Raw genomic sequence first — 21,823 nt, 5'->3', positions numbered from 1 at the left:
GTCACGTGACGGCGAGCCGGCCCCGGTCGCTCGGGACCGTCACGTGATCCCGAGCTGCCCGGACAGGACGAGCACGGCGGCGCCTGCGAGCGCCGCGTCCTCGTCGAGAGCCGCCATCCGCACCCGCAGGTCCTGCCCGATCACGGGCATCGTCCGCTCGCGGAGGGTGGTGGTCGCGGCCTCCCGCAGGGGTCCGTCGAGCAGCTCCGGCGGGCCGGAGAGCAGGACCTCGGCGAGATTGAGCGCGCTGACGACGGGTGCCAGGGCGCGCCCCAGCATCCGTCCGACCGACGCGAGCGCCGCGTCGGGGTCCTCGGGGGCGAGCTCCGTGCGGCGTCGCAGCGCGGGCGCGCTGAGCACGGTCTCGAGGCAGCCGGTGCGTCCGCACGCGCACGGCCGGGGGGTCTCGCCGACGGTCTGCGCGTCGACGACGGTGACGTGCCCGATCTCCCCCGCGGCGTGGCCGCGGCCGCGCACGAGCGACCCGTCGACGAGCATCCCGGCGCCGACCCCCTGGCCGACGGTGACGACCATCGCGTCGGCCGCGGCGCCGCCGTAGGTGTACTCCCCCAGGGCGCGCGTGTTGGCGTCGTTCGCGACGTGCACGGGGGTGCCGAGCGCGGCCGACAGCCGCGCCGCGAGCGGCACGTCGTACCAGCCCCGGTTCGGCGCCTCGAGGACGCGACCCGCGGCGTCGATGACACCGGGCGAGGAGATGCCGACGCCGACGACGGGCCGGGTCGCCGCCGCGACGAGCCGGCGGCAGAGGTCCTCGACGAGCGCGACCGCCGCGCTGCCGGTGGCACCGGCGCCGGGGACGTGCTGACGCGTGACGACCTCGCCGTCGAGGGTCATGACGGCGCCGTGGACGGTCACGTCGTCGGCGAGGTCGACCACGACGACGTGGTGGTCGGACGAGCGCAGGCCGACGAGGGTCGCGGGCTTGCCCACCCTGCTCTCGGCGCGGACCCCCAGCTCGGCGACGAGATCCTCGGCGAGCAGCGCGGCCACGAGGTCCGAGACGGTCACGCGGGTGAGCCCCGTGCTGCGCGCGATGTCGGCGCGGGACGACGGCCCCTCGTGGAACAGGTGGCCCAGGACCAGCGACCGGTTGTGCGCGCGGGCGTGCTCGGGGAGCACCTTGGTGGTCGGTCGCAGCGCGCGCCGGACGGGACCCGCGGTGCGGGCGGCGAGCGGGTGGGGCAATGTGGACACGTTTGTTAGTAGACCTTCCTTACAAATCAGCGTCAATGGCCGGGAGTGACCGTGATCACATCGTGACCGCGGGTTCACACGACCGTGCGCGACGTGTCATCCGCGCGTGACGCAGCCGCCTCGGGCGCACCCGTAGGGCGCTGCCCGGGCGCCGGGTACGGCTCAGCCGCGCGGCTCGGACTCCGGGAGCCGGGCGCCGGGACCCGTCGCAGCGAGCCACCCACGGGCACCGGCGTGCTGCACCGAGACGGTCGCCCACCGCACGCCGTCGGCGAGCGCGTCGAGCGCGTCGTCGCCCCGCGCCAGCGCCGCCGCCATCGCACCGTGCAGCACGTCCCCCGCACCCAGGGTGTCGACGACGCGGCCCGCGGGGACCGCGGCGGGACGCAGCGCCGAGCGCACCGGCCGACCGTCCGCGGCGACGCGTCGCACGCGCACGGCACCGGCGCCCGCGCTGCGCGCCACGAACGACGGGCCGAGCGCCGCGACCGCGTCGAGCAGCGCGTCGACCGCGTGTTGCGCGACCCCGACGCCCGCGAGCGCGCTCGGCAGCCGGAAGTCGGCCGACAGGACGGCCAGGTCGACCGTCGCCAGCAGCTCGGGGGTGGACGGCTTCCAGCTGCCGCCGTCGAGCAGGACGGGGACCCCGGCCGCACGCGCGGCGCGCGCGAGCACGAGGGCCGCGTCGGGGTGGTGCCCGTCGACGAGCAGCGCACCCGCGCCCTGCACGACGTCGGGCGCGGGCGCCGGCAGCCGCGACGTGCGCGCGCCGTTGACGGACACCACGGCGCGCTCCCCCGTGGCCCGCGTCACGAGCACGGTCGAGACGGGCAGGACGTCGGCGGCATGCGGTGCCAGGTCGACGACCCGGACGCCGGCAGCGGCCAGGCCGGCGCGCGCCACGTCGGCCAGGGGCCCGGCACCCAGGACCGTGACGAGCGTGGTGGGCACCCCGAGCCCCACGGCCACGGCGGCCGCGTTGGCGGCGGGACCGCCGAACGTGACGTCCAGACCGTCCGCGACGACCTTCTCGTCGGGGGCCGGCACGCGGTCGAGCGTCTGCGTGACGTCGAGGGTCGTCAGGCCGCAGCAGACGAGCGGTGCCGGCATGCACGCATCCTCGCAGGGCGCCGCGCTCCCCCGGGCGACCGCGCGCTGTGATCGTTCACAACAAACCGTTTCACCCCCGCACGGGGGCTTCACCGGGAATGTCCGGTCGTGGTTGGGTGACGCGCACGCGCTCACCGACGAGAGGCAGACATGCACCCCAGCCCACCGGCAGCCCGACGCCCCGCCCGCGTCGCGCTCGCCGCCGCCCTCGCGCTCGTGCTCGGCGGTGCGCTCGGCCTGGCCACGGCCGCCGGCGCCGCCGCCGCGAGCGTCGACACCACCGCCTGGTACGTCCTGGTCAACCGCCAGAGCGGCAAGGTCATGGATGTCGCGGGCACCTCCACCGCGGACGGTGCCGTCATCCAGCAGTGGCCGCGCAACGACGGCGCCTGGCAGCAGTGGCAGTTCGTCGACTCCGGGTCCGGCTACTACCGGCTGAAGTCCCGGCACTCCGGCAAGGTGCTAGACCTGTGGAACTGGTCCACGGCCGACCGCGGCGAGTTCCGCCAGTTCAGCGACCTCAACGCCACCAACCAGCAGTTCAAGCTCGGCGACTCGGCGAGCGGCGCCTACGTCCGCCTGGTCAACCGGCACTCGGGCAAGGCCGTGACCGTCACGGACCGCTCGACCGCCGACGGTGCGACGGTCACCCAGCTCACCGACAACAACCAGTACAACCAGCAGTGGCAGCTCGTGAAGGTCGGCTCCGGCGGCGGCACCACGCCCACGACGTCGCCCACGACGTCACCCACGACTCCCCCGCCGTCCGGCAACGTGTCGTGGCCGTCGGCCACCGGCCAGCAGAAGGTGTCCGCGACCATCAAGGTCAGCGGGACGTTCGACGGCGGTCTCGTGCGGTACTACGGCCTGTCCTCGGGCGGCCAGGACGAGGGCCAGCCGCCCGTGTTCGAGCTCGCCGACGGCGCGACCATCAAGAACGTCATCCTCGGCACGGGCGCCGCCGACGGCATCCACTGCCGCGGCACCTGCACGGTCCAGAACGTGTGGTGGGAGGACGTCGGCGAGGACGCCGCGACCTTCAAGGGCACGTCGGCCTCGCAGACCATGACGGTCGACGGCGGCGGCGCGCGCTACGCGAGCGACAAGGTGTTCCAGCACAACGGCCCGGGCACGTTCGTCATCCGGAACTTCCAGGTCTCCGACTTCGGCAAGCTCTACCGCTCGTGCGGCAACTGCTCCACGCAGCACGCCCGCACGGTGCAGATCTCGAACGTCCAGGTCACGGCCCCGGGCAAGTCGCTCGTCGGCATCAACCCGAACCTCGGGGACCGCGCGACGATCTCGGGCGTGACGATCCTCAACGACGCGTCGCGCAAGATCGTCATCTGCGAGGAGTACCGGGGCGTCACGTCCGGCGAGCCGACCAAGGTCGGGTCCGGGCCGAGCAGCGCCTGCGGCTACAGCACGTCGAGCATCACCTACCGCTGACGCGTCAGCGGTCCGCACCGACCCGCGGCCGTGACCGGTCGACGAGCCACCAGCCCGTCGCACCGAGCACGGCCGCGGCCGCGAGCACGGCCGGCCACGCCCCCAGCACGTCCGCCAGGGCGTGGGACGCCACGAACGCGACGAGCCCCACGACCATCACGGCGAGCGGACGCCACCACCCGACGCGCGGCACGGCGAGCGCGAGGCACACCGCGGCGGTGACGAGCAGGACCACGCCGCCCAGCCACCGCACGCCGGTGCCCTGCGCCAGCGCGAACGCCAGGACCAGGCCGACGGCGGCCACGGGAGCGACGGGCAGAGCAGCAGGTCGGGGCATGGCGCACACGCTAGTCCGGCCCGGGCGACGGACGTCCCGTGCGGGCATCCCCCCGGCGGCCCTACGGTGGGCAGGAGACCCGCCGGAGACCCCAGGGAGACCCACGTGCCGACGCCGCCCATCGACCCGACGACCACGAGCGCCTGGCAGGCCCTCTCCGAGCACGCGAGCGCGCTGCGCCCCGACCTGCGCGGCTGGTTCGCCGAGGACCCCGACCGCGCGCAGCGGCTGACCCTGCAGCTCGCCGACCTCACGGTCGACCTGTCGAAGAACCTCGTCACCGACGAGACCCTCGCGCTGCTGGCACGCCTGGCCGACGAGGTCCACCTCACCGACCGGTTCGACGCGATGCTGGCCGGCGAGCACATCAACGTCACCGAGGACCGCGCCGTGCTCCACACCGCGCTGCGCCGCCCCGCGGAGGCCGAGCCGCCGCTGGTCGTCGACGGTCAGCACGTGGACGACGACGTGCAGGCCGTGCTGGGCGAGGTCTTCGCGTTCGCCGAGCAGGTCCGCTCCGGCGAGTGGACGGGCGTCACGGGCGAGCCGGTCCGCACGGTCGTCAACATCGGGATCGGCGGCTCCGACCTCGGCCCCGTCATGGTGTACGAGGCGCTCGAGCCGTACGTGGCCGACGACCTGGAGGTGCGGTTCGTCTCCAACATCGACCCCACCGACCTCGCGCAGAAGACGGCCGACCTCGACCCGACGACGACGCTGTTCATCGTCGCCTCGAAGACCTTCACGACCCTCGAGACGCTCACCAACGCGCGCCTCGCACGGCAGTGGCTCTGGGACTCCCTCACGGCCGGCGGGCACCTGGAGGACTCCGACGACGCGCGCCGCGAGGCCGTCGCCAAGCACTTCGTCGCCGTCTCGACGGCCCTGGACAAGGTCGCCGACTTCGGCATCGACCCTGACAACGCCTTCGGGTTCTGGGACTGGGTCGGCGGGCGCTACTCGGTCGACTCGGCCATCGGCACGTCGCTGGCCATCGCGATCGGGCCCGACGCGTTCGGCGACCTGCTCGCGGGCTTCCACGCGGTCGACGAGCACACGCGCACCACGCCGGTCGCGCAGAACGTGCCCTTCCTCATGGGCCTGCTCAACGTCTGGTACGTCAACTTCCTGGACGCGCACACGCACGCGGTCCTGCCGTACGCGCAGCAGCTGCACCGCTTCCCCGCGTACCTGCAGCAGCTGACCATGGAGTCGAACGGCAAGTCCGTGCACTGGGACGGCACGCCCGTGACCACGCAGACGGGTGAGGTCTTCTGGGGCGAGCCGGGGACGAACGGGCAGCACGCGTTCTACCAGCTCATCCACCAGGGCACGCGCCTGATCCCGGCCGACTTCATCGCCGTGGCGAACCCCGCGTACCCGCTGCGCGACGGCGGCATCGACGTGCACGCGCTGTTCCTCGCCAACTTCTTCGCGCAGACCAAGGCGCTCGCGTTCGGCAAGACGGCCGACGAGGTGCGCGCCGAGGGCACCGCGGAGGCGGTCGTGCCGGCCCGCGTGTTCCCGGGGAACCGCCCCACCACGTCGATCCTGGCGCCCGCGCTCACGCCGGCCGTCGTCGGCCAGCTCATCGCGCTGTACGAGCACATCACGTTCGCGCAGGGCGTCGTGTGGGGCATCGACTCGTTCGACCAGTGGGGCGTCGAGCTGGGCAAGAAGCTCGCGACGGAGATCGCGCCTGCCGTGCAGGGTGACGCCGCGGCGCTCGCGACGCAGGACCCGTCGACCCGCGGTCTCATCGAGCGGTACCTGGAGCTGCGGGACTGAGCACCGTCAGCCGCGCCGCCGACCGGCCGGGCGTCCGGCCCGGTCCGGCGGCGTGGCAGGCTGACCTCGGTGGCCCCCCGGGGCACCGACGAGGAGGTGGCGCGGTGGCCGAGCCGCAGGGACGCGTCCGCGTCGACGCGTGGACGTGGGCCGTCCGCCTGTTCCCCACGCGGTCCGCAGCGGGCGCCGCGTGCCGCGCGGGCCACGTGCGCGTCAACGGCGAGCGCGCCAAGCCGGCCACGCAGGTCGTGCCGGGCGACGAGGTGCAGGTGCGCGGCGGCCCTCGTGAGCGGCTCGTGGTCGTGCAGCGTCTCCTGGTCAAGCGCGTGTCCGCCGAGGTCGCGCAGGCGTCCTACCTCGACCGCTCCCCCGTGCCGCCGCCGCGCGACCAGGTCGCGCTCGCCGCGCACCGGGACCGCGGCGCGGGCCGCCCGACCAAGCGGGACCGGCGCGCCATCGAGCGGCTCCGCGGGCACTGAGCACCCGACGGCGGGGCGGACGGCGCGTCAGCGTGCGCCGGCGAGCCCGGCCATCCAGTCCGCGACGCCGGTCTGCTCCAGCAGGTCGGCGAGCCGCGGGCTGACCGCGACCATCCGCAGCGGCAGCCCGCGCTCGGCAGCGTCCCGCGCGAGCCGCACCAGGACGGACAGGCCCGTCGAGTCGAGGAAGGTCACCTCGGACGCGTCCACCTCCACGGCGCGCACGGCCGGACCGTCGAGGGCCGTCCACAGCGCGGGCGCGTCACGTTCCCGGACCACCAGGTCGATCGCACCGACGAGCGCGACCCGCAGCACGGCCCCGTCGGTGCGCACGTCGAGGCGTCCACCGACCGCCAGTCGCACGTCCATCGGCCGAGTGTGCCGCACGTCCCTCACGTCCCCCACCTCCGGCACGCCGAGCGCTCCCGGGGCGTCCGACGTCGCGGTGTCGGCGGCGGCGCGGTCCGCGACGACCGGCCCTGACGACGGTCCGGGCGACCGCGCGCCCACGACGGGCGCAGGACGTGACCCGTCGGCGCCGACGGGTCCGGGACGGTGCACGCGCGGGTGCATCCTGGTGGGCGTGACCACCGAGAGCGCGGCGACCGGTGACGCGCACGTCGTCGTCGCGTGCCCCGACGTCCTGGACGTGCGCGGCACGACCGGGCGGCTGCGGCGCGGCGCGGGCGATCCCACGTGGCGCTGGGCGCCCGACGGTGCGTGGCACGCGACCCGGCGCGGGGACGACGTCGCGACGCTGCGGCTGCGCGCGGTGCCGGGTGGCGTGCGCGCCGACGCCTGGGGTCCGGGCGCCGAGGCCGTCCTGGCCGACGCCCCGGGCCTGCTCGGCCTGCTGGACGACGCGACGGGGTTCGCGGCCCACCTGCACCCGGTCGTGGCCCGCGCGCACCGCACGCACGTGGGGCTGCGCCTCGCCCGCAGCGGCGACGTGTGGTCGGCCGTCGTGACGGCGGTCCTGGAGCAGCGCGTCGTCGGGGTCGACGCGCACGCCTCGTGGCGGCGGCTCGTCGCGCGCCACGGCACCCCCGCGCCCGGGCCCGCGCCGGCCGGCCTGCGCGCCGCCCCGCCGCCACGCGTCTGGGGAGCGCTGCCGGTGTGGGAGTGGCGCACCGCGGGCGTCGACGCGCAGCGGTCCGACACCGTGCGGCGTGCCGCGGCCGTCGCGCACGCGTTCCGCGCGGACCTGACGCCCGCCGAGCTCGCGCGGCGCCTGCGCACCGTGCCCGGCATCGGCCCGTGGACGGCCGCCGAGGTGACGTCGCGCGCGCTGGGCGACCCCGACGCCGTGCAGGTCGGCGACGCGCACCTGCCGCACCTCGTGGGCTGGGCGCTGACAGGTCGCCGCGCGGACGACGCGGGCATGCTGCGCCTGCTCGCACCCTGGCAGGGGCAGCGGCAGCGCGTGCTGGTGCTGCTGGCGACCGCGCACCTGGGCCGCATGCCCGCGTACGGCCCCCGGGGGCGCCGCGCGCTGCCCCTGCGGTGACGCCCGCCCCCGCGCCGCCCGGCGCGCCGTCGTGGACGGACGTGCCCCTCCCGCGCGTCCCGGCGATACTGGGCCCGACCGCCGTCCCGATCCAGGAGGAGCCATGGCCCACGACGACACCGCGCCCACGACCGACGCCGCACCCGAGGCTCCGTCGCGCGCTGCCACCGGGCTCCTGTGCCTGCTGCTCTTCGTCGGGTCGTTCGCGCTGATGACCGTGGGCTTCGACTCCGACGGGTTCGCCGGGGCCGCGCTCGTCACGGCCGGCATCCTCGCGTTCGCGCTGGCCTTCGCGATCCCCACGACGATCCTGCCGGCGCTCGAGGACCGCGACCGCCGGTGACGACCCCCGCTGCCACCCCGACGAGCCTCGTGCTCGTGCGCCACGGCGAGAGCGTGGGGAACCTCGCCGCGACCCGCGCCGACCGGGCGGGTGCGCTGGTCGTGGACGTCGAGACGCGGGACGCCGACACCCCGCTGTCGGACCGGGGCCGCGCGCAGGCCCGCGCGCTCGGGGTCCGGCTCGCCGCCATGCCGCCGCACGAGCAGCCCGACGTCGTCTGGTGCTCGCCCTACCTGCGGACGCTCGAGACCGCCCGGATCGCGCTGGAGACCGCCGGGCTCGACCTGCCGGTGCGCATCGACGAGCGCCTGCGCGACCGCGAGCTCGGCATCCTCGACCGGCTGACCTGGCGCGGCGTGCAGGACCGACACCCCGAGGAGGCCGAACGCCGCCGCCACCTCGGCAAGATGTACCACCGCCCGCCGGGCGGCGAGTCCTGGGCCGACGTCGCCCTGCGGCTGCGTGCCGCGCTGGGTGACCTCGCCCCCCGCGACGAGGGCAGGCGCGTCCTCGTCGTCGTGCACGACGCCGTCGTGATGCTGCTGCGCTACGCGCTCGAGGAGCTCACCGAGGACCAGCTCATGACCGTCGTGCGCGAACGCAGCGTCCGTAACGCGTCGTTCACGCGCGTCGACCGCGCCGCCGACGCGTGGCGGCTCGTGCTGTTCGACGACGTGGAGCACCTCGCGGCGCTCGACGCACCCGTCACCGAGCACGAGGGGACCGGTGACACCGGTGGCTGATCCCGTCCTGAGCCCCGCGCTGCTGCGCGAGCACCCGTTGCCGGAGCCGACGGGCGGCAAGGACGCGCGCGGCGGCGTCCTCGTGCTCGGTGGCGCCCGCGGGACGCCGGGGGCGGTGGCGCTCGCGGGCCTCGCGGCGCTGCGGGTCGGCGCGGGGCGGCTCTCGCTCGGGGTCGCCGCGTCCGTCGCCGTGCCGCTCGCGGTGGCTGTGCCCGAGGCCGGTGTCGTCGCGCTCGACGAGGGACCGACGGGTTCGGTCACCGGCCCCGGCGACGCCCTGGCGGGTGAGCTCGAGCGCGCGGACGTCGTCGTCGTCGGCCCGGGCCTGGACGAGCCGGACGGGACGCTGGCGCTGCTGCGGGCCGCGGTCGCGGGCGCACCGGCCACGACCCCGTTCGTCCTCGACGCGTTCGCGCTGGGCGTGCTGCGTGACGCCGACGACGTCCGCCGGGCGCTGGCCGGACGCGCGGTGCTCACGCCCAACACGACCGAGGCGGGCCGGCTGCTCGGCGAGGACGCGGACACGACGGACGAGGGCCGCGACGACGCCGAGGTCCCCGTGGCTGCCCGCATCGCCGACGCGTACGGCATGGTCGTCGCGTGCGCCGGGGTCGTCGCCGAGCCGCACGGGCGGCGCTGGCGCTCGTCGACCGGCTACTCCGGCCTGGGCACCTCGGGCAGCGGCGACGTCCTGGCGGGTGCCGTCGGCGGGCTCCTCGCGCGCGGCGCCGACCCGGCGCAGGCCGCGTGCTTCGGCGTCGAGGTGCACGGGGTCGCGGGTGACCGCCTCGCGGCCGCGGTGGGCCCGCACGGGTACCTGGCGCGCGAGCTGCTGCCGGAGCTCCCGCGGGTGCTCGTCGAGCTGCGCGCGCGCTGACGGGGCGCCTCTCCACCGGGCGGACGCACCGGCGAACCGTGCACGCGATGCCGCACACTGGTGACGTGGACACACCTCGCATGAACGTCGAGTCGTTCAACCTCGACCACCGCACCGTCGTGGCGCCGTACATCCGGCTCGCGGACCTCAAGGAGCTCCCGCACGGGGACGTCCTGTCGAAGTTCGACGTCCGCTTCACCCAGCCGAACGTCGCGCACCTCGAGATGGACGCCGTGCACTCCCTGGAGCACCTGTTCGCCGAGCACTCGCGCAACCACTCGGACCGCGTGCTCGACTTCTCCCCGATGGGCTGCCAGACGGGCTTCTACCTCATGCTCGAGGGCCGCTGGACGTCGCAGGACGTCGCGGACCTCGTGGCCGCCACCCTCACCGACATCCTCGGGGCGAGCGAGGTGCCCGCCGCCAACGAGGTGCAGTGCGGCTGGGGCGCCCACCACACGCTCGCCGGTGCGCAGGACGTCGCTCGCACGTTCCTCGCCGCCCGCGACGAGTGGAGCTCGGTGACCGCGTGACGAGCGCCCGGGAGCTGTCCGCCGCACCCGGTGCCCGGGTGGACGCCGTGGTCGTCACGGCGATGGGCGTCGAGGCGTCGCCCTTCCTCGACCGCTCGTCGGCGGTCGGGAACGAGATCGAGGTCGCCGGTGCGCGACGCCGCGTCCTCGAGCTGGGCGGGTCCCGCGTCCTGCTCGTGACCTGCGGCATCGGCCTGGTCAACGCGGCCTCGGCCGCGACGCTCGCGCTGCACGGCTCGAGCCCGCGGGTCGTGCTGAGCGCCGGCTCGGCCGGCGGCATGGGGCTCGACGTGCGGGTCGGCGACGTGGTCGTCGGTGCGACGACCGTCCACGGGGCGGCCGACGCTCGGGTCTTCGGCTACGCGCTCGGGCAGGTGCCGGGCATGCCCGAGCGGTTCGACGCGGACCCCGCCCTGGTGGCCGCGGCGGCGGGCGTCGACACCGGCGGGCTGACCGTGCACAGCGGCATGATCCTGTCGAGCGACGTCTTCGTCGACGCGGAGCGGGTCCTCGCGCTGCGCGCGGCGTTCCCCGAGGCGCTCGCGTGCGACATGGAGTCGGCGGCGCTCGCGCACACCGCGCACCTGGCCGGGGTGCCGTTCCTGTCGGTCCGCGGCATCTCCGACCTCTGCGGCCCGATCGCGGGCGTGGACTTCGACGCCCACGTGGACGACGCCGCGGAACGCTCCGCGACGGTGGTCCTCGGCCTGCTCGACGCGGTCCTCGCGCCGGTCTGAGCGCACGCACCTCCCGTCCGGCGACCCGCCCGTCCGGGGACCCGCCCGTCCGGCGACCGCCCGTCCCCGCGCCGGACCGGACGGGCGCGCCGGCGGGCGGTGAGTTCACGCGCCCCGCGCGGTCGGTACGTGCGGACGGAATGACGTCGACGCGCCGGTGGTTGCCATCTCAGACGTGTCCGGAGCACGCGCGCCGGCCGCGCCACCCCACCGGCCTGCGGGCCATGCCCTCAGCGCCCCTCTCCCGGGGCCCCAACGCGACAGGCCACCACGTGGACGACCACACCGCGCCGACCAGCACCGTCACGGGACCGGGCGTCGACGACGCCCCGGGCACGCCGGCGACCATGAACCCGCGGGACCGCCTCGCCGTCACGCTGCTGCTCGTCTCGACGTTCGTCGTCATCCTCAACGAGACGATCATGGGCGTCGCGCTGCCGCGGCTCATGGACGACCTGTCGATCACGGCGAGCACCGCGCAGTGGCTGACCACGGCGTTCCTGCTGACCATGGCCGTCGTCATCCCGGTCACGGGCTTCTTCCTGCAGCGCACGACCACGCGCGGCGCCTTCCTCACGGCGATGGGCCTGTTCTCGGTCGGCACGCTCGTCTGCGCGCTGTCGCCCGGCTTCGAGATGCTGCTCGCCGGCCGCGTCGTGCAGGCCACCGGCACCGCCGTGATGCTGCCGCTGCTCATGACGACCGTCATGACCGTGACCCCGCCCGCCTCGCGCGGGCGCACGATGGGCAACATCTCGATCGTCATCTCCGTCGCCCCGGCGCTCGGCCCGACGATCTCGGGGCTGATCCTGTCCGTCCTCGACTGGCGGTGGATGTTCGGCCTGGTCCTGCCCGTGGCGCTGGGAGCGCTCGTGCTCGGCGCGCTGCGCCTGCCGGACGTCACCGAGGCGCGCCGCGCGCGGGTCGACATCGTGTCGGTCCTGCTGTCCGCGGTCGCGTTCGGCGGGCTCGTGCTCGGGATGTCACGCATCGGCGAGGCCGTCAACGGCGGCGTCCAGCCGGTCACGCTCGGTGCCCTGGTCGCCGGGGCCGTCGGCCTGGCGCTCTTCGTCGCCCGGCAGATCCGGCTGCAGCGCACCGACGACGCGCTGCTGGACCTGCGCACGTTCCGCTCGCGCACGTTCGCGGTCGGCGTCGCGCTCATGGCCGTGATGATGATGGCCCTGTTCGGCGTCATCATCATGCTGCCGATCTACGCGCAGGACGTCCTGGGCGTCGACACGCTGCGCACGGGCCTGATGCTGCTGCCCGGCGGCCTGCTCATGGGGCTCCTGGCCCCCGCGGTCGGACGCGCGTACGACCGCGTCGGGCCGCGGCCGCTGCTCGTGCCGGGCACCGTGCTCGTGAGCACGGCCACGTGGGCCATGGCGCTGCTGCTCGGTGCCGGCAGCTCGTCGTGGCTGCTGGTCGGCGCGCACCTGACCATGTCCGCCGGCCTGGCCCTCGTCTTCACGCCGCTGTTCACCTCCGCCCTGGGGTCCGTGGACCCGGAGCGGTACTCGCACGGGTCGGCCGTCATCGGGACGGTGCAGCAGGTCGCCGGCGCGGCGGGGACCGCCGTCTTCGTCACGGTGCTGTCGGCCACCGCGGCGCGCCTGGCCGCCGACGGCGCGACCGAGGTCACGGCGACGGCCGGGGGCGTGCACGCGGCCTTCCTGGTCGGTGCCGTCCTCACGCTCCCGGCGATCGCGGCGGCGTTCGCCGTCGGCGCCGCCCCGGCAGGGTCGGCAGCCCCCGCGCACCACTGACGGACGCCACCGCACCGGGTCAGGAGCCCGCGCGCCCCTGACCCGGTGCGGTGAGCCGTCCGACCGCGTCGACGACGACCGCGTGCAGCCGTGGGTCGTCGAGCGGCCGGAAGTGGCCGTCGAGCGGCAGCCGGACGTTGACCGCGCCGGGCAGCTCGCTGCCCCCGGGGACGTGCGGGTCGAAGCGCGCGTAGACCGACCAGATGCGCGCGTGCGTGGCGACGTCGTGCGCGAGCGCGAGCACGTGCGGGTCGAGCGGCGACAGGGCACGCACGGGCCGGGCCGGGAACCACCGCGCGTACACGGACCCGGCGAACGGCGTGTTGACGGCGACGAGCCCCGCGACGTGCGGGCCGACGACCGGGTCGGCGAGCACGAGCTTGCCGATGAGCCCGCCCTTGGAGTGCGCGACCAGGACGACGGGGTCCGGCCCGAGCTCCGCCAGGCGCGCGGCGACGAGGCGCGCCGACTCCTCGAGCCCGAGACGGTTCAGCCCCAGCGCCGGGACCACGTGCACCGGGTGCCCGGCCGCGTGCAGGGCGCGCGCCAGCGCGTGCATCACGGGCCACGTCTCGTAGATCCCGGGCAGCAGGACGACGGGGGTCCGGTCCCCCGACACGAGCGCGTCGGCGGGCGGGGGGCGCAGCGTGGCCCGGGCCTGCGCGGCGACGATCCACACGTAGTCCCGCGCCCAGGCCGCACCCTGCTGCATCCGGCGGCGGGCGGCGCCCACGACCCGTCCCGCGGTCCGCAGGGGCCCGGCGGGTCCCTGCCCGGCCGTGCTCATGGCACCGCGTGCTCCAGGACGAGGTCGGCCACCTCGCGCGCCCGGTCGTACATCACCGCGTGCCCGGCACCCGGGACCGTGGCCGCACGACCGTGCGGTGCCGTGTCCGCGAGCAGCGCCGTCCATCGCGCGGGGGCGACCCGGTCGTGATCGCCGCGGACGACGAGCACGGGCGCGCGGACGTCGCCCACCCGCTCCTCGACCCGGTGGCCCAGCATCGCCCGCAGCTCGGACAGGTACCAGCGCGGCCCGCACTCGGCGTAGGCCCGCATCAGCACGGCGCGAGCCGCGTTCGACTCGTGAGCGGTGCTGCGCGCGAGCCGCAGCATCTGTCGCGCGGCCGACCGTCCCTCGAGGTCGGTCGTCGGACCCAGGAGCACCACGCCCGACGCGCTCTCCGGCGCGGCTGCCGCCATCTCGGTGACGACCTGCGCGCCCATGGAGTGCCCGACCAGCACCGGCCGCTCGAGCCCCGCCCGCTCGATCCAGCCCACGACGACCGACGCGAGCTCCTCGACCTCGAGGCGGTGGCGCGGGCGCGGCAGACGCGCGAACCCGGGCAGGTCGAGCAGGTGCACCGTCCCGGCGCGCATGAGATGACGGGCGAGCGGCGCGAACGTGGCGGACGACGACCCCAGCCCGTGCACGAGAACGGTGTCCGCACGGGCGTCGTCGGGCGGTGCGGCGGTGCTGTGCCGCAGGGTCCGCGCCCGCAGCACCAGACCGTCGATCCGGTGCTCGTGGACGTCGGCGGCGTCGGGTGCGCCCAGACCTCGGACCGTCAGCGGCATGACCCTCCCGTCGCGGGTCCCCCGTCGGGACGCGCCCCCGGATCGTCGCACGGCTTCCCCCGGGCCGCGCGGGGGGGCGGTGGCGCCGGCGCAGGTCGCACGCCGCCGACCGCACCGGGTGTCAGCCCGCCGGCAGCTCCAGCACGGCCCGTGTCCCGCCGCCGGGTGCCTCCTCGAGCCGCACGTCCCCGCCGAGCTCCCGGGCCATCTCGCGCGCGATCGCGAGCCCCAGGCCCGTGCCGCCGGCGTCGCGCTCGCGGGCCTCGTCGAGCCGCACGAACCGCGCGAAGACGCGTTCGCGGTCCTCCGGGGCGACCCCGTGCCCGTCGTCGTCGACGACGACGCGCACGCGCCCGCCGCCCGGGACCCGCTCGACGCGCACGTCGACGCGGCCGACGGCGTGCCGCACGGCGTTCGCGACGAGGTTGCGCACGACCCGGCGCGCCGCCTCGGGCGTGCCTGCGGCGGTCGCAGCCCCGGAGACGAGCACGCGCACGCCCCGCGCGGCGGCGTCGGGGGCCACCGAGGCGAGGGCGTCGTCCACGACCGCCGCGAGGTCCACGGGGCCGGGGGCCGCTCCGGACGACCCGACGCGCGCGAGGACCAGGAGGTCGTCGACGAGCGTCTGCATGCGGGCCACCTGGGGTGCGAGGTCCGCCACGAGGTCCGCCACGGGGTACGCCTCGGGGTGCGCGGCCGCGACCTCGACCGCGGCGCGGGCGGCGGCGACCGGTGAGCGCAGCTCGTGCGCCGCGTCGGCGACGAAGGTCCGCTGCCGTGCGGCGGCGACCTCGAGGCGGTCCAGCATCGCGTTGAGCGTGCGTGCCAGTGCGCCGAGCTCGTCGTCGGCGGCCGGCACCGGCAGCGACCCCGGCCCGCCGGTGAGCGCGACCCGGTCGGCCGCCGCCCGCAGGTGCTCGACCGGCGCCAGTGCACGCCCCAGCACGGTCCACAGCACCACGGCGAAGCCGGCGACCAGCACGGGCACGACCAGCAGCAGCGCGACGCGCAGCGCGCCCAGCACGCCCTCGACGTCGGTCGCCGGCACGGTCGTCACGAGGGTCGCGGGCAGGCCGCGCCAGGTGACGGCGCGCACGGCGGCCCGCGCGACCTCGTCGTACGCGCTCGCGTCGGTGCCCACGACGAGCACGTCGTCGGCCGCGCGCTCCCGCCAACCCGCGAGGGTCGCGGCGTCGACGACCGGCAGCGTGCGCGACGCGGTGGTCGAGGTGGCGAGGACGCCGCCGTCACGGTCGAGCAGCTGTGCCACCTCCCCCGGCTGGGAGACCGGCAGGGCGTCGGGCACGCGGTCGTCGGCGACGAGCGCGGCCAGGGTCGCCGAGCGCTCGCGCACGACGTCGTCGAGCGCGGCGGTGCGGGCGGTGCCCAGCGTCGCCGTGAGCGCCAGGGCGCCGGCGACGAGGACGACGGCGACCGCGAGCGTCGCGACGAGCGTGAGGCGCGCCCGCAGCGACAGCCGGCGCCACGGACGGCGGCCCGGCACCGGCGCGACGCCGCTCACGCGGTCCCCACGCGGTACCCCGCCCCCCGCACGGTGACGACGGCGTCGCGCCCGAGCTTGCGGCGCAGGTACCCGACGTACACCTCGACGACGTTGGCGTCCTCGCCGCCGGTGTCGAAGACGTGGTCGAGCAGCTCGATCTTGCCGACGACCCGCCCCGCGTGCCGCAGCAGGTACTCCAGCAGCGCGGTCTCGCGGACCGTCAGGGTCACGACCTGCCCGTCGCGCGTCACCTCGCGGGACGAGGGGTCCAGCGTGATCTCCCCGGCGCGCAGCGTGGCGGGCCGCGGCGCGACCGGCCGCCGCACGAGGGCACGCAGGCGCGCGACCAGGACGACGAACGAGAACGGCTTGGTGAGGTAGTCGTCGGCGCCCACGTCGAGCCCGTCGGCGACGTCGTGCTCGCCGTCCTTGGCGGACAGCATGAGCACCGGGGTCCACACGTCCTGCGCGCGCAGCGCCGCGACGACGTCGTACCCGTTGCGGCGCGGCAGCATCACGTCGACGACGAGCACGTCGTACTCGCCGTCGAGAGCCATCGCGAGGCCGGTGTCACCGTCGGGCGCGGCGTCGACGGCGAAGCCCTCGGCGGTCAGGCCGCGGCGCAGGGCGCGGACCAGCCCGACCTCGTCGTCGACCACGAGCACGCGCACCCCGGCAGCATCCCACCCGGCGCCCGCCCCGACGGCCCGGCTCCCGCGACCCCCTCTCAGGGTCCGCTCAGCCCCGGGGGTGCACGGTGGAGCCATGGACACCACCCCCGTCTCCCCCGCCAGGTCGCGGACCCGCACCGCCTGGGCCGTCCCCGCCGTGGCCGTCGTGGCGGTCGCCGCGGCGTTCGCGGCCCCGCCGCTGCTCGCGTCGGCCGACACGGCCGGGCTGCCGCCGGTCACCGCCGAGGAGCTCGTGACCCGCGTGCTCGAGGCCGAGCCGCAGGCGCTGTCGGGCACCGTCGTGCACACCGCGCGCCTCGGGCTGCCGGACCTGTCGATGACGCAGGTGACCGGCGCCGACCCGATCAGCCTGCTCGGCGGGTCGACGACGCTGCGGGCGTGGACCGACGGCGAGCAGCGCTCGCGGGTCTCGCTGCTGGGCACGGCGTCGGAGTACTCGGTCGTCGCCGACGGCACGCAGGCCTGGACGTACTCGTCGTCCGACGACGAGGTCGTGCACTACGCGCTGTCGCCCCAGGACGCGGCACGTGCGCAGGAGCTCGCGGCGACCGCGACACCGCCCGCGGACCTGCCGACGCCTGAGCAGCTGGGACGCGACGCGCTCGAGCGCGCGCAGCAGGACGCGACGGTCGGGGTCGACGCGGCCACGACGGTCGCCGGGCGGGACGCCTACCAGGTGGTCGTGACCCCGCGCAGCACCACGACGCTCGTCGGACGCATCGTCGTGGCCGTCGACGCCGAGACGTGGACGCCGCTGCGCGTCCAGGTGTGGAGCAGCGACGACGCTGCGACGCCCGCGCTCGAGCTGGGCTTCACCGACGTGACGTTCGCGGCGCCCGACGCGGCCGTCCTGACGTTCTCGGCACCCCCGGGTGCGAGCGTGCGCGAGGTCGTCGTGCCGCTGCCCGACGACGCGACGCTCGCGAAGACCGCACCCACGGACCTGCCGACGGACCTGCCCACCGACCCGGCCGACGCGCCGCTGCCCGAGGGCGTCGCCGTCACCGGCACCGGCTGGGACACGATCGTCGAGCTGACCGACGTGGACGTCGCCGCCCTGGTCGCGGGCGACCCCGCCGCCGTGTCCGGCATGTCGGGGCTGGACAAGGAGTTCGGGTCGCAGGGCGCGCAGGAGCTGTACGAGGAGTTCGCGCCCGAGGGCGACGGGCCACCCGTCGACCTGGACACCGCCGCGCTCTACGAGCAGCTCACGGCGCCCGTCGAGGGCGGGCGCGCCCTGTCCTCGACGCTGCTGTCGGTGCTCGTGCTGGATGACGGCCGGGTGCTCGTCGGCGCCGTCCCGGTGGACGCGCTGCGCGCGGCGGCCGGGGCGTGACGACGGCGCCGGGGGCGACCGCCACGGCGGCCGCCCCCGCACCGGCACCCCGCGAGGCGCACGCTGGTGCGGTGAGCGACGACGCGATCCGCACCCGGGGCCTGACCAAGCGCTTCCGCACGGGCCAGGTCGCGGTCGACGGCATCGACCTGCTGGTGCCCCGCGGCGCCGTGTACGGGTTCCTGGGACCCAACGGCTCGGGCAAGACGACGACGATCCGCATGCTGCTGGGCCTCGTCGCGCCGACCGCCGGTCAGGTGCACCTGCTGGGCGCCCCCATGCCGCAGGCCGCGGCCCGCGTGCTGCCGCGCGTGGGCGCGCTCGTCGAGGGCCCCGCGTTCCAGCCGTACCTGTCCGGGCGGGCGAACCTCGCGCGGCTCGACGCGGTCGACGCGTCGGCCGACCCGCGGACCACCCGCACCCGGGCCGACGCCGCGCTCGAGCGCGTGGGCCTCGGTGCCGCGGCCGACAAGCGCTACCGGCAGTACTCGCTGGGCATGAAGCAGCGGCTCGGGCTCGCGGCGGCGCTGCTGCGACCGCGCGACCTGCTCGTGCTCGACGAGCCGACCAACGGGCTGGACCCGCAGGGCACGCGCGAGGTCCGGCACCTGGTGCGCGAGCTCGCCGACGCCGGCACCACCGTGCTGGTGTCCTCGCACCTGCTGGCGGAGATCGAGCAGGTGTGCACGCACATCGGCATCATGGGCGGCGGCCGGCTGCTGCTGCAGGGCACGCGCGACCACCTGACGGCCCGGCGGGGGTCGCGCGTCATGGTGCGCACGCCGCAGGCCGACGCGGCGACGGCGCTCGCGGAGCTGCGCCGCCTGGGCCTGGCGGACGCGACGGCCGAGCGTCCCGCCGCGGACGGCAGCGTGACGGTCTCGGCCGCGCTGGCCGACGACACGGGCGCGGACGGCGACCTGCCGGCGCCGCAGGACGTCGCGGGCGCCCTCGTGCGCGCCGGTGCCGGCATCCTCGCGTTCGACGTGCGACGACCGTCGCTCGAGCAGGTCTTCGTCGAGCTGACCGGGGAGGGCTTCGATGTCACCCGTTGACACCGCACCGGCGGACGCGCGGGTCGCGGACCCCGTCCGCCACCGTGGCGCGACGGGCCGGCTCGTGCGCTCGGAGCTGGCCCTCGTGCTGGGCCGGCGCCGCAACCTCGTGCTGCTCGTGGGCCTGGCGCTGGTCCCGGTGCTGCTCGGACTCGTGCTGTTCCTCGCGCAGGACGCAGGCCTCGCGGGGCAGGGTCCCCCGTTCGTCGCCCGGGTGACCGGCAACGGCCTGTTCCTCGTGGTCGCGTCGCTGTTCCTGTGCACGCCGTTCCTGCTGCCGCTGACCATCGGGATCGCGTCGGGTGACGCGATCGCGGGCGAGGCGTCGACCGGCACGCTGCGCTACCTGCTGGTCGTGCCCGTGGGCCGGGGACGGCTGCTGGCGGTCAAGGCCCTGGGCGCGCTCGTCTTCGCCGCCGTGGCCGTCCTGGGCATCGCCGTCGTCGGGCTCGCGGTCGGCGCCGCGCTGTTCGGCGTCGGCGACCTCACGCTGCTGTCCGGGACGACGGTGCCGCTCGCCGACGGCGTGCTGCGCGTCGCCGGCGTCGTCGCCTACGTGGGGCTGTCGATGACGGGCCTGGTCGCCGTCGGGCTGTTCTTCTCGACGCTCACCGAGGTGCCCGTCGGCGCCATGGCCGCGACCGTCGTCGTGGCCGTCGTCTCGAGCGTGCTCGACCAGCTGCCGCAGGTGGCCGTGATCCACCCGGTGCTGCTCACGCACCACTGGTTCGACTTCGCGGAGATGCTGCGCGTCGTGCCGTCGGCGGACGTGCTCGCGCAGGGGCTCGCCGTGCAGGCCGGCTGGGTCGTGGTGTTCGGGGCGCTCGCGTGGGCCCGGTTCACGACGGCCGACGTGTCGTCCTGAGCCGTCGGCTCACACGATCAGCGGCGCGTCCGGCGCGACCCTGCGCTGGACGCCGCCGCCCAGCGCGAGCCCGGCCAGCACGCCGAGGCTGATGGCGACCATCGAGACACCCGTCGTCACGATGGTCGTCAGCGCCTGGTCGGGCGAGCGTCCCAGCGCGGACGTGACCCCGACCAGGCCGAGCGCCCCGGGGACCAGCACCCAGAACCCGGGCAGGAACGTCACCAGGAACGGCGGTCCGCCCCGGCGTGCCGCCGCGAGCATCGCCACGGGCGTCATCACGAGCGCACCGATGAACGACGACACGACGGCGCCGAACAGGAAGCCACCGATGACCTGGCCGGCGTACGCGACGACGAGCACGAGCGTGATCCACGGCAGCGCCGCGCGGTGCGCCGCGTAGTGCAGCACCACCCCGACGGCGTACACCAGCACGCCGATCCAGGGGCCGGCCCACCCCAGCGGCTGACCCGTGCTCGCCGTCCCCACGTCCGTTGGTGGCACCCCGACGAGGCCGGCCGCGGACGTGATCCCGAGCGCGAGCAGCACGAGCTGCAGGATGCCCGCCGCGAGCCGCGAGGACCCGGCGATCATCTGGCGGGTCGCGAGGTCGATGACGCCGGTGGTCAGCAGCGCACCGGGCAGGAACGTCACGAGCGGCGCAGCAAGGGGTGCCAGCAGCCCGACGGGCCAGCCCGTGCGGACCAGCAGCAGCACGGGCACGGCGACGACGAACGCGCACAGCGCCACGAGCAGGCCCTGGTACACCGCCGGCACCCGCCGCGTCGCCGTCGTCACCGCGGCGACGACACCCCCGAGCACGGCCGCGACCAGGGTGTCGAGCCACCCGCCCCCGAGGACCAGCGACAGCCCCGCGGCGACCGCGACGTACCCCGCGGCACGACGAGCCACCGACACCGCCGGCTCGGACAGCACGATCGAGGCCAGCGCGGCCATCCCCTCACGCGGTCGCACGTCACCCTTGGACGCCGCGTGCGCGAGGTCGAGGACGTCGGCGATCTGGTCGAGGCGCAGCGTCCGGCCACCGGCCGTGCTCACGGCCGTCTGCACGGTGTCGTGCTGCGGCACCGAGACGATCATCGCCGTGGGGAAGGTCACGACGGCGGCGTCGGGCAGCCCGTTGACCGCCGCCACGCGCTCGAGCGTGGAGTTGACCTGCACGATCGGGGAGCCCGTGTCGATCATGGCCTCGCCCAGCCGCGCGAGGAACAGCACGGTGGCGTCGGCGCGGGCGGTCAGCGCGTCGACCCCGGCGGGCTGCGCGTCGTCGGGCGCGACGACCGGCAGCTCGGCCGTCGTCTCGGCGTCATCCGCCGGTGGCAGCACGAGGGTCGGCGCGTCGTCACCCGCAGCCACCGTGGTCGCGGCCGTGGTGGGTGCCGCGGCGTCGGCGGTCGCGGCGGACGACCGGCCGGACCGGCGCCAGCCCCACGCGAGCCCGACCGCCGCGAGCACGAGCACCAGCGCCGCCACCGCGACCATGCCCCAGGGCAACGACGACTCGACGACCGCCGGGCGGGTCGTCCAGCTGGGCATGACCGCCCCCGTCGTGGGCGTCGGGGTGAGGGCCGAGGTCGGGGTCGCCGTGGGCGCGAGGGTCCCGACCCCGGGCGTGGGCTCGACCGTGGGCACCGGGACCTGGGGATCCGGGCTCGCCGGGACGACGGGCGGCGGTGCCGGCGCGGGCGTGGCGTCCTCGGTCGGCGCGTCCGTCACGTCGGGCCGGGTCGTCGTCGCGGGCTCGGTCGGGTCCGGCGTCCCGGCCCGCGGCGTCCCGAGCCCGTCCATCTCCGTCACCGACGCCGTCGTCGGGAACGTCGTGGGGAGGGCCGTCGCGGACAGCGTCACCGCGCGCCCCCGCCGACCCGCGGACCCCGCAGCACGT

22 protein-coding genes are annotated in these 21,823 nt (G+C 76.1%); 13 read left to right on the top strand and 9 right to left on the bottom strand.

Annotation, left to right across the window (positions count from 1 at the left end; translation table 11 throughout):
- Positions 1 to 39 precede the first annotated feature (39 nt).
- Complete coding sequence (locus KKR89_RS06385) at positions 40 to 1,215, bottom strand: ROK family transcriptional regulator (RefSeq protein WP_251141042.1); 1,176 nt, start codon at positions 1,213 to 1,215, stop codon at positions 40 to 42.
- A 162-nt stretch (positions 1,216 to 1,377) separates the two neighbouring features.
- Positions 1,378 to 2,325, bottom strand: a complete 948-nt coding sequence (locus tag KKR89_RS06380; RefSeq protein WP_208197489.1) for a PfkB family carbohydrate kinase — start codon at positions 2,323 to 2,325, stop codon at positions 1,378 to 1,380.
- Between the two features lie 150 nt (positions 2,326 to 2,475).
- On the opposite strand from KKR89_RS06380, the gene KKR89_RS06375 reads away from it, so the two are divergent.
- Positions 2,476 to 3,774 carry a pectate lyase gene (locus tag KKR89_RS06375; protein ID WP_208197488.1) on the top strand — a complete coding sequence of 433 codons (1,299 nt, stop codon included), beginning with the start codon at positions 2,476 to 2,478 and terminating at the stop codon, positions 3,772 to 3,774.
- Positions 3,775 to 3,778: 4 nt separating this feature from the next.
- Here KKR89_RS06375 and KKR89_RS06370 read toward each other — a convergent pair whose 3' ends face one another.
- Positions 3,779 to 4,111, bottom strand: a complete 333-nt coding sequence (locus KKR89_RS06370; protein ID WP_208197487.1) for a hypothetical protein — start codon at positions 4,109 to 4,111, stop codon at positions 3,779 to 3,781.
- A gap of 105 nt (positions 4,112 to 4,216) precedes the next feature.
- On the opposite strand from KKR89_RS06370, the gene pgi reads away from it, so the two are divergent.
- The gene (gene pgi, locus KKR89_RS06365; RefSeq protein WP_208197486.1) at positions 4,217 to 5,899 is read left to right on the top strand and encodes a glucose-6-phosphate isomerase; all 1,683 of its coding nucleotides are present in this window, start codon (positions 4,217 to 4,219) and stop codon (positions 5,897 to 5,899) included.
- Between the two features lie 104 nt (positions 5,900 to 6,003).
- Positions 6,004 to 6,378 carry an RNA-binding S4 domain-containing protein gene (locus KKR89_RS06360; RefSeq protein ID WP_208197485.1) on the top strand — a complete coding sequence of 125 codons (375 nt, stop codon included), beginning with the start codon at positions 6,004 to 6,006 and terminating at the stop codon, positions 6,376 to 6,378.
- 27 nt (positions 6,379 to 6,405) lie between these two features.
- On the opposite strand, the gene KKR89_RS06355 is transcribed toward KKR89_RS06360, so the two are convergent.
- Entirely contained in the window at positions 6,406 to 6,747 is a 342-nt protein-coding gene (locus tag KKR89_RS06355) for an STAS domain-containing protein (RefSeq protein WP_208197484.1), read from the bottom strand.
- Between the two features lie 214 nt (positions 6,748 to 6,961).
- Here KKR89_RS06355 and KKR89_RS06350 point away from each other — a divergent pair, with 214 nt between their 5' ends.
- The 7 genes from KKR89_RS06350 (at position 6,962) to KKR89_RS06320 (ending at position 12,887) form a co-directional block, all read left to right on the top strand.
- A complete protein-coding gene (locus KKR89_RS06350) occupies positions 6,962 to 7,885 on the top strand; it encodes a DNA-3-methyladenine glycosylase family protein (protein ID WP_251141041.1) in 924 nt (307 codons plus the stop codon).
- A 103-nt stretch (positions 7,886 to 7,988) separates the two neighbouring features.
- Positions 7,989 to 8,228, top strand: a complete 240-nt coding sequence (locus tag KKR89_RS06345) for a hypothetical protein (protein WP_208197483.1) — start codon at positions 7,989 to 7,991, stop codon at positions 8,226 to 8,228.
- Positions 8,225 to 8,971: a histidine phosphatase family protein gene (locus KKR89_RS06340; protein WP_208197482.1), complete on the top strand. Its 747-nt coding sequence runs from the start codon at positions 8,225 to 8,227 to the stop codon at positions 8,969 to 8,971. Before KKR89_RS06345 ends, KKR89_RS06340 begins: the two co-directional genes overlap by 4 nt.
- Positions 8,964 to 9,848: an NAD(P)H-hydrate dehydratase gene (locus KKR89_RS06335; RefSeq protein ID WP_208197481.1), complete on the top strand. Its 885-nt coding sequence runs from the start codon at positions 8,964 to 8,966 to the stop codon at positions 9,846 to 9,848. Before KKR89_RS06340 ends, KKR89_RS06335 begins: the two co-directional genes overlap by 8 nt.
- A gap of 80 nt (positions 9,849 to 9,928) precedes the next feature.
- Positions 9,929 to 10,381: an S-ribosylhomocysteine lyase gene (locus KKR89_RS06330; RefSeq protein ID WP_208197789.1), complete on the top strand. Its 453-nt coding sequence runs from the start codon at positions 9,929 to 9,931 to the stop codon at positions 10,379 to 10,381.
- Positions 10,378 to 11,118 (top strand): 5'-methylthioadenosine/S-adenosylhomocysteine nucleosidase, encoded by a 741-nt coding sequence (gene mtnN / locus KKR89_RS06325; RefSeq protein ID WP_251141040.1) that lies wholly within the window; start codon positions 10,378 to 10,380, stop codon positions 11,116 to 11,118. The genes KKR89_RS06330 and mtnN overlap by 4 nt, the downstream gene beginning before the upstream one ends.
- Positions 11,119 to 11,390: 272 nt before the next feature.
- Complete coding sequence (locus KKR89_RS06320) at positions 11,391 to 12,887, top strand: MDR family MFS transporter (RefSeq protein ID WP_372438589.1); 1,497 nt, start codon at positions 11,391 to 11,393, stop codon at positions 12,885 to 12,887.
- Positions 12,888 to 12,906: 19 nt separating this feature from the next.
- On the opposite strand, the gene KKR89_RS06315 is transcribed toward KKR89_RS06320, so the two are convergent.
- The 4 genes from KKR89_RS06315 to KKR89_RS06300 all read right to left on the bottom strand — a co-directional run bounded on the left by KKR89_RS06315 (position 12,907) and on the right by KKR89_RS06300 (position 16,640).
- Complete coding sequence (locus KKR89_RS06315) at positions 12,907 to 13,674, bottom strand: esterase/lipase family protein (RefSeq protein WP_208197480.1); 768 nt, start codon at positions 13,672 to 13,674, stop codon at positions 12,907 to 12,909.
- Positions 13,671 to 14,465: an alpha/beta fold hydrolase gene (locus tag KKR89_RS06310; RefSeq protein ID WP_208197479.1), complete on the bottom strand. Its 795-nt coding sequence runs from the start codon at positions 14,463 to 14,465 to the stop codon at positions 13,671 to 13,673. Before KKR89_RS06310 ends, KKR89_RS06315 begins: the two co-directional genes overlap by 4 nt.
- A gap of 121 nt (positions 14,466 to 14,586) precedes the next feature.
- Complete coding sequence (locus KKR89_RS06305; RefSeq protein WP_251141039.1) at positions 14,587 to 15,987, bottom strand: sensor histidine kinase; 1,401 nt, start codon at positions 15,985 to 15,987, stop codon at positions 14,587 to 14,589.
- The gene (locus KKR89_RS06300; protein ID WP_208197478.1) at positions 15,984 to 16,640 is read right to left on the bottom strand and encodes a response regulator transcription factor; all 657 of its coding nucleotides are present in this window, start codon (positions 16,638 to 16,640) and stop codon (positions 15,984 to 15,986) included. Before KKR89_RS06300 ends, KKR89_RS06305 begins: the two co-directional genes overlap by 4 nt.
- 94 nt (positions 16,641 to 16,734) lie before the next feature.
- Between KKR89_RS06300 and KKR89_RS06295 the strand changes: the two genes are divergently transcribed.
- The 3 genes from KKR89_RS06295 (at position 16,735) to KKR89_RS06285 (ending at position 19,917) form a co-directional block, all read left to right on the top strand.
- Positions 16,735 to 17,997, top strand: coding sequence for a LolA family protein (locus KKR89_RS06295; RefSeq protein WP_208197477.1), 1,263 nt, complete (start codon positions 16,735 to 16,737; stop codon positions 17,995 to 17,997).
- 71 nt (positions 17,998 to 18,068) lie between these two features.
- Complete coding sequence (locus KKR89_RS06290) at positions 18,069 to 19,052, top strand: ABC transporter ATP-binding protein (RefSeq protein WP_251141038.1); 984 nt, start codon at positions 18,069 to 18,071, stop codon at positions 19,050 to 19,052.
- Positions 19,039 to 19,917 (top strand): ABC transporter permease, encoded by an 879-nt coding sequence (locus KKR89_RS06285; protein WP_208197475.1) that lies wholly within the window; start codon positions 19,039 to 19,041, stop codon positions 19,915 to 19,917. The genes KKR89_RS06290 and KKR89_RS06285 overlap by 14 nt, the downstream gene beginning before the upstream one ends.
- Positions 19,918 to 19,926: 9 nt before the next feature.
- Here the strand turns inward: KKR89_RS06285 and KKR89_RS06280 are convergent, their stop codons facing one another.
- Positions 19,927 to 21,786 (bottom strand): threonine/serine exporter family protein, encoded by a 1,860-nt coding sequence (locus tag KKR89_RS06280; RefSeq protein ID WP_208197474.1) that lies wholly within the window; start codon positions 21,784 to 21,786, stop codon positions 19,927 to 19,929.
- Positions 21,787 to 21,823 lie beyond the last annotated feature (37 nt).

The organism is Cellulomonas dongxiuzhuiae (genome assembly GCF_018623035.1).
In the GTDB taxonomy this organism is placed as follows: Bacteria; Actinomycetota; Actinomycetes; order Actinomycetales; family Cellulomonadaceae; genus Cellulomonas; species Cellulomonas dongxiuzhuiae.
The sequence above is the reverse complement of the archived record's forward strand: the minus strand, read 5'-3'. Positions and strand labels throughout refer to the sequence as shown.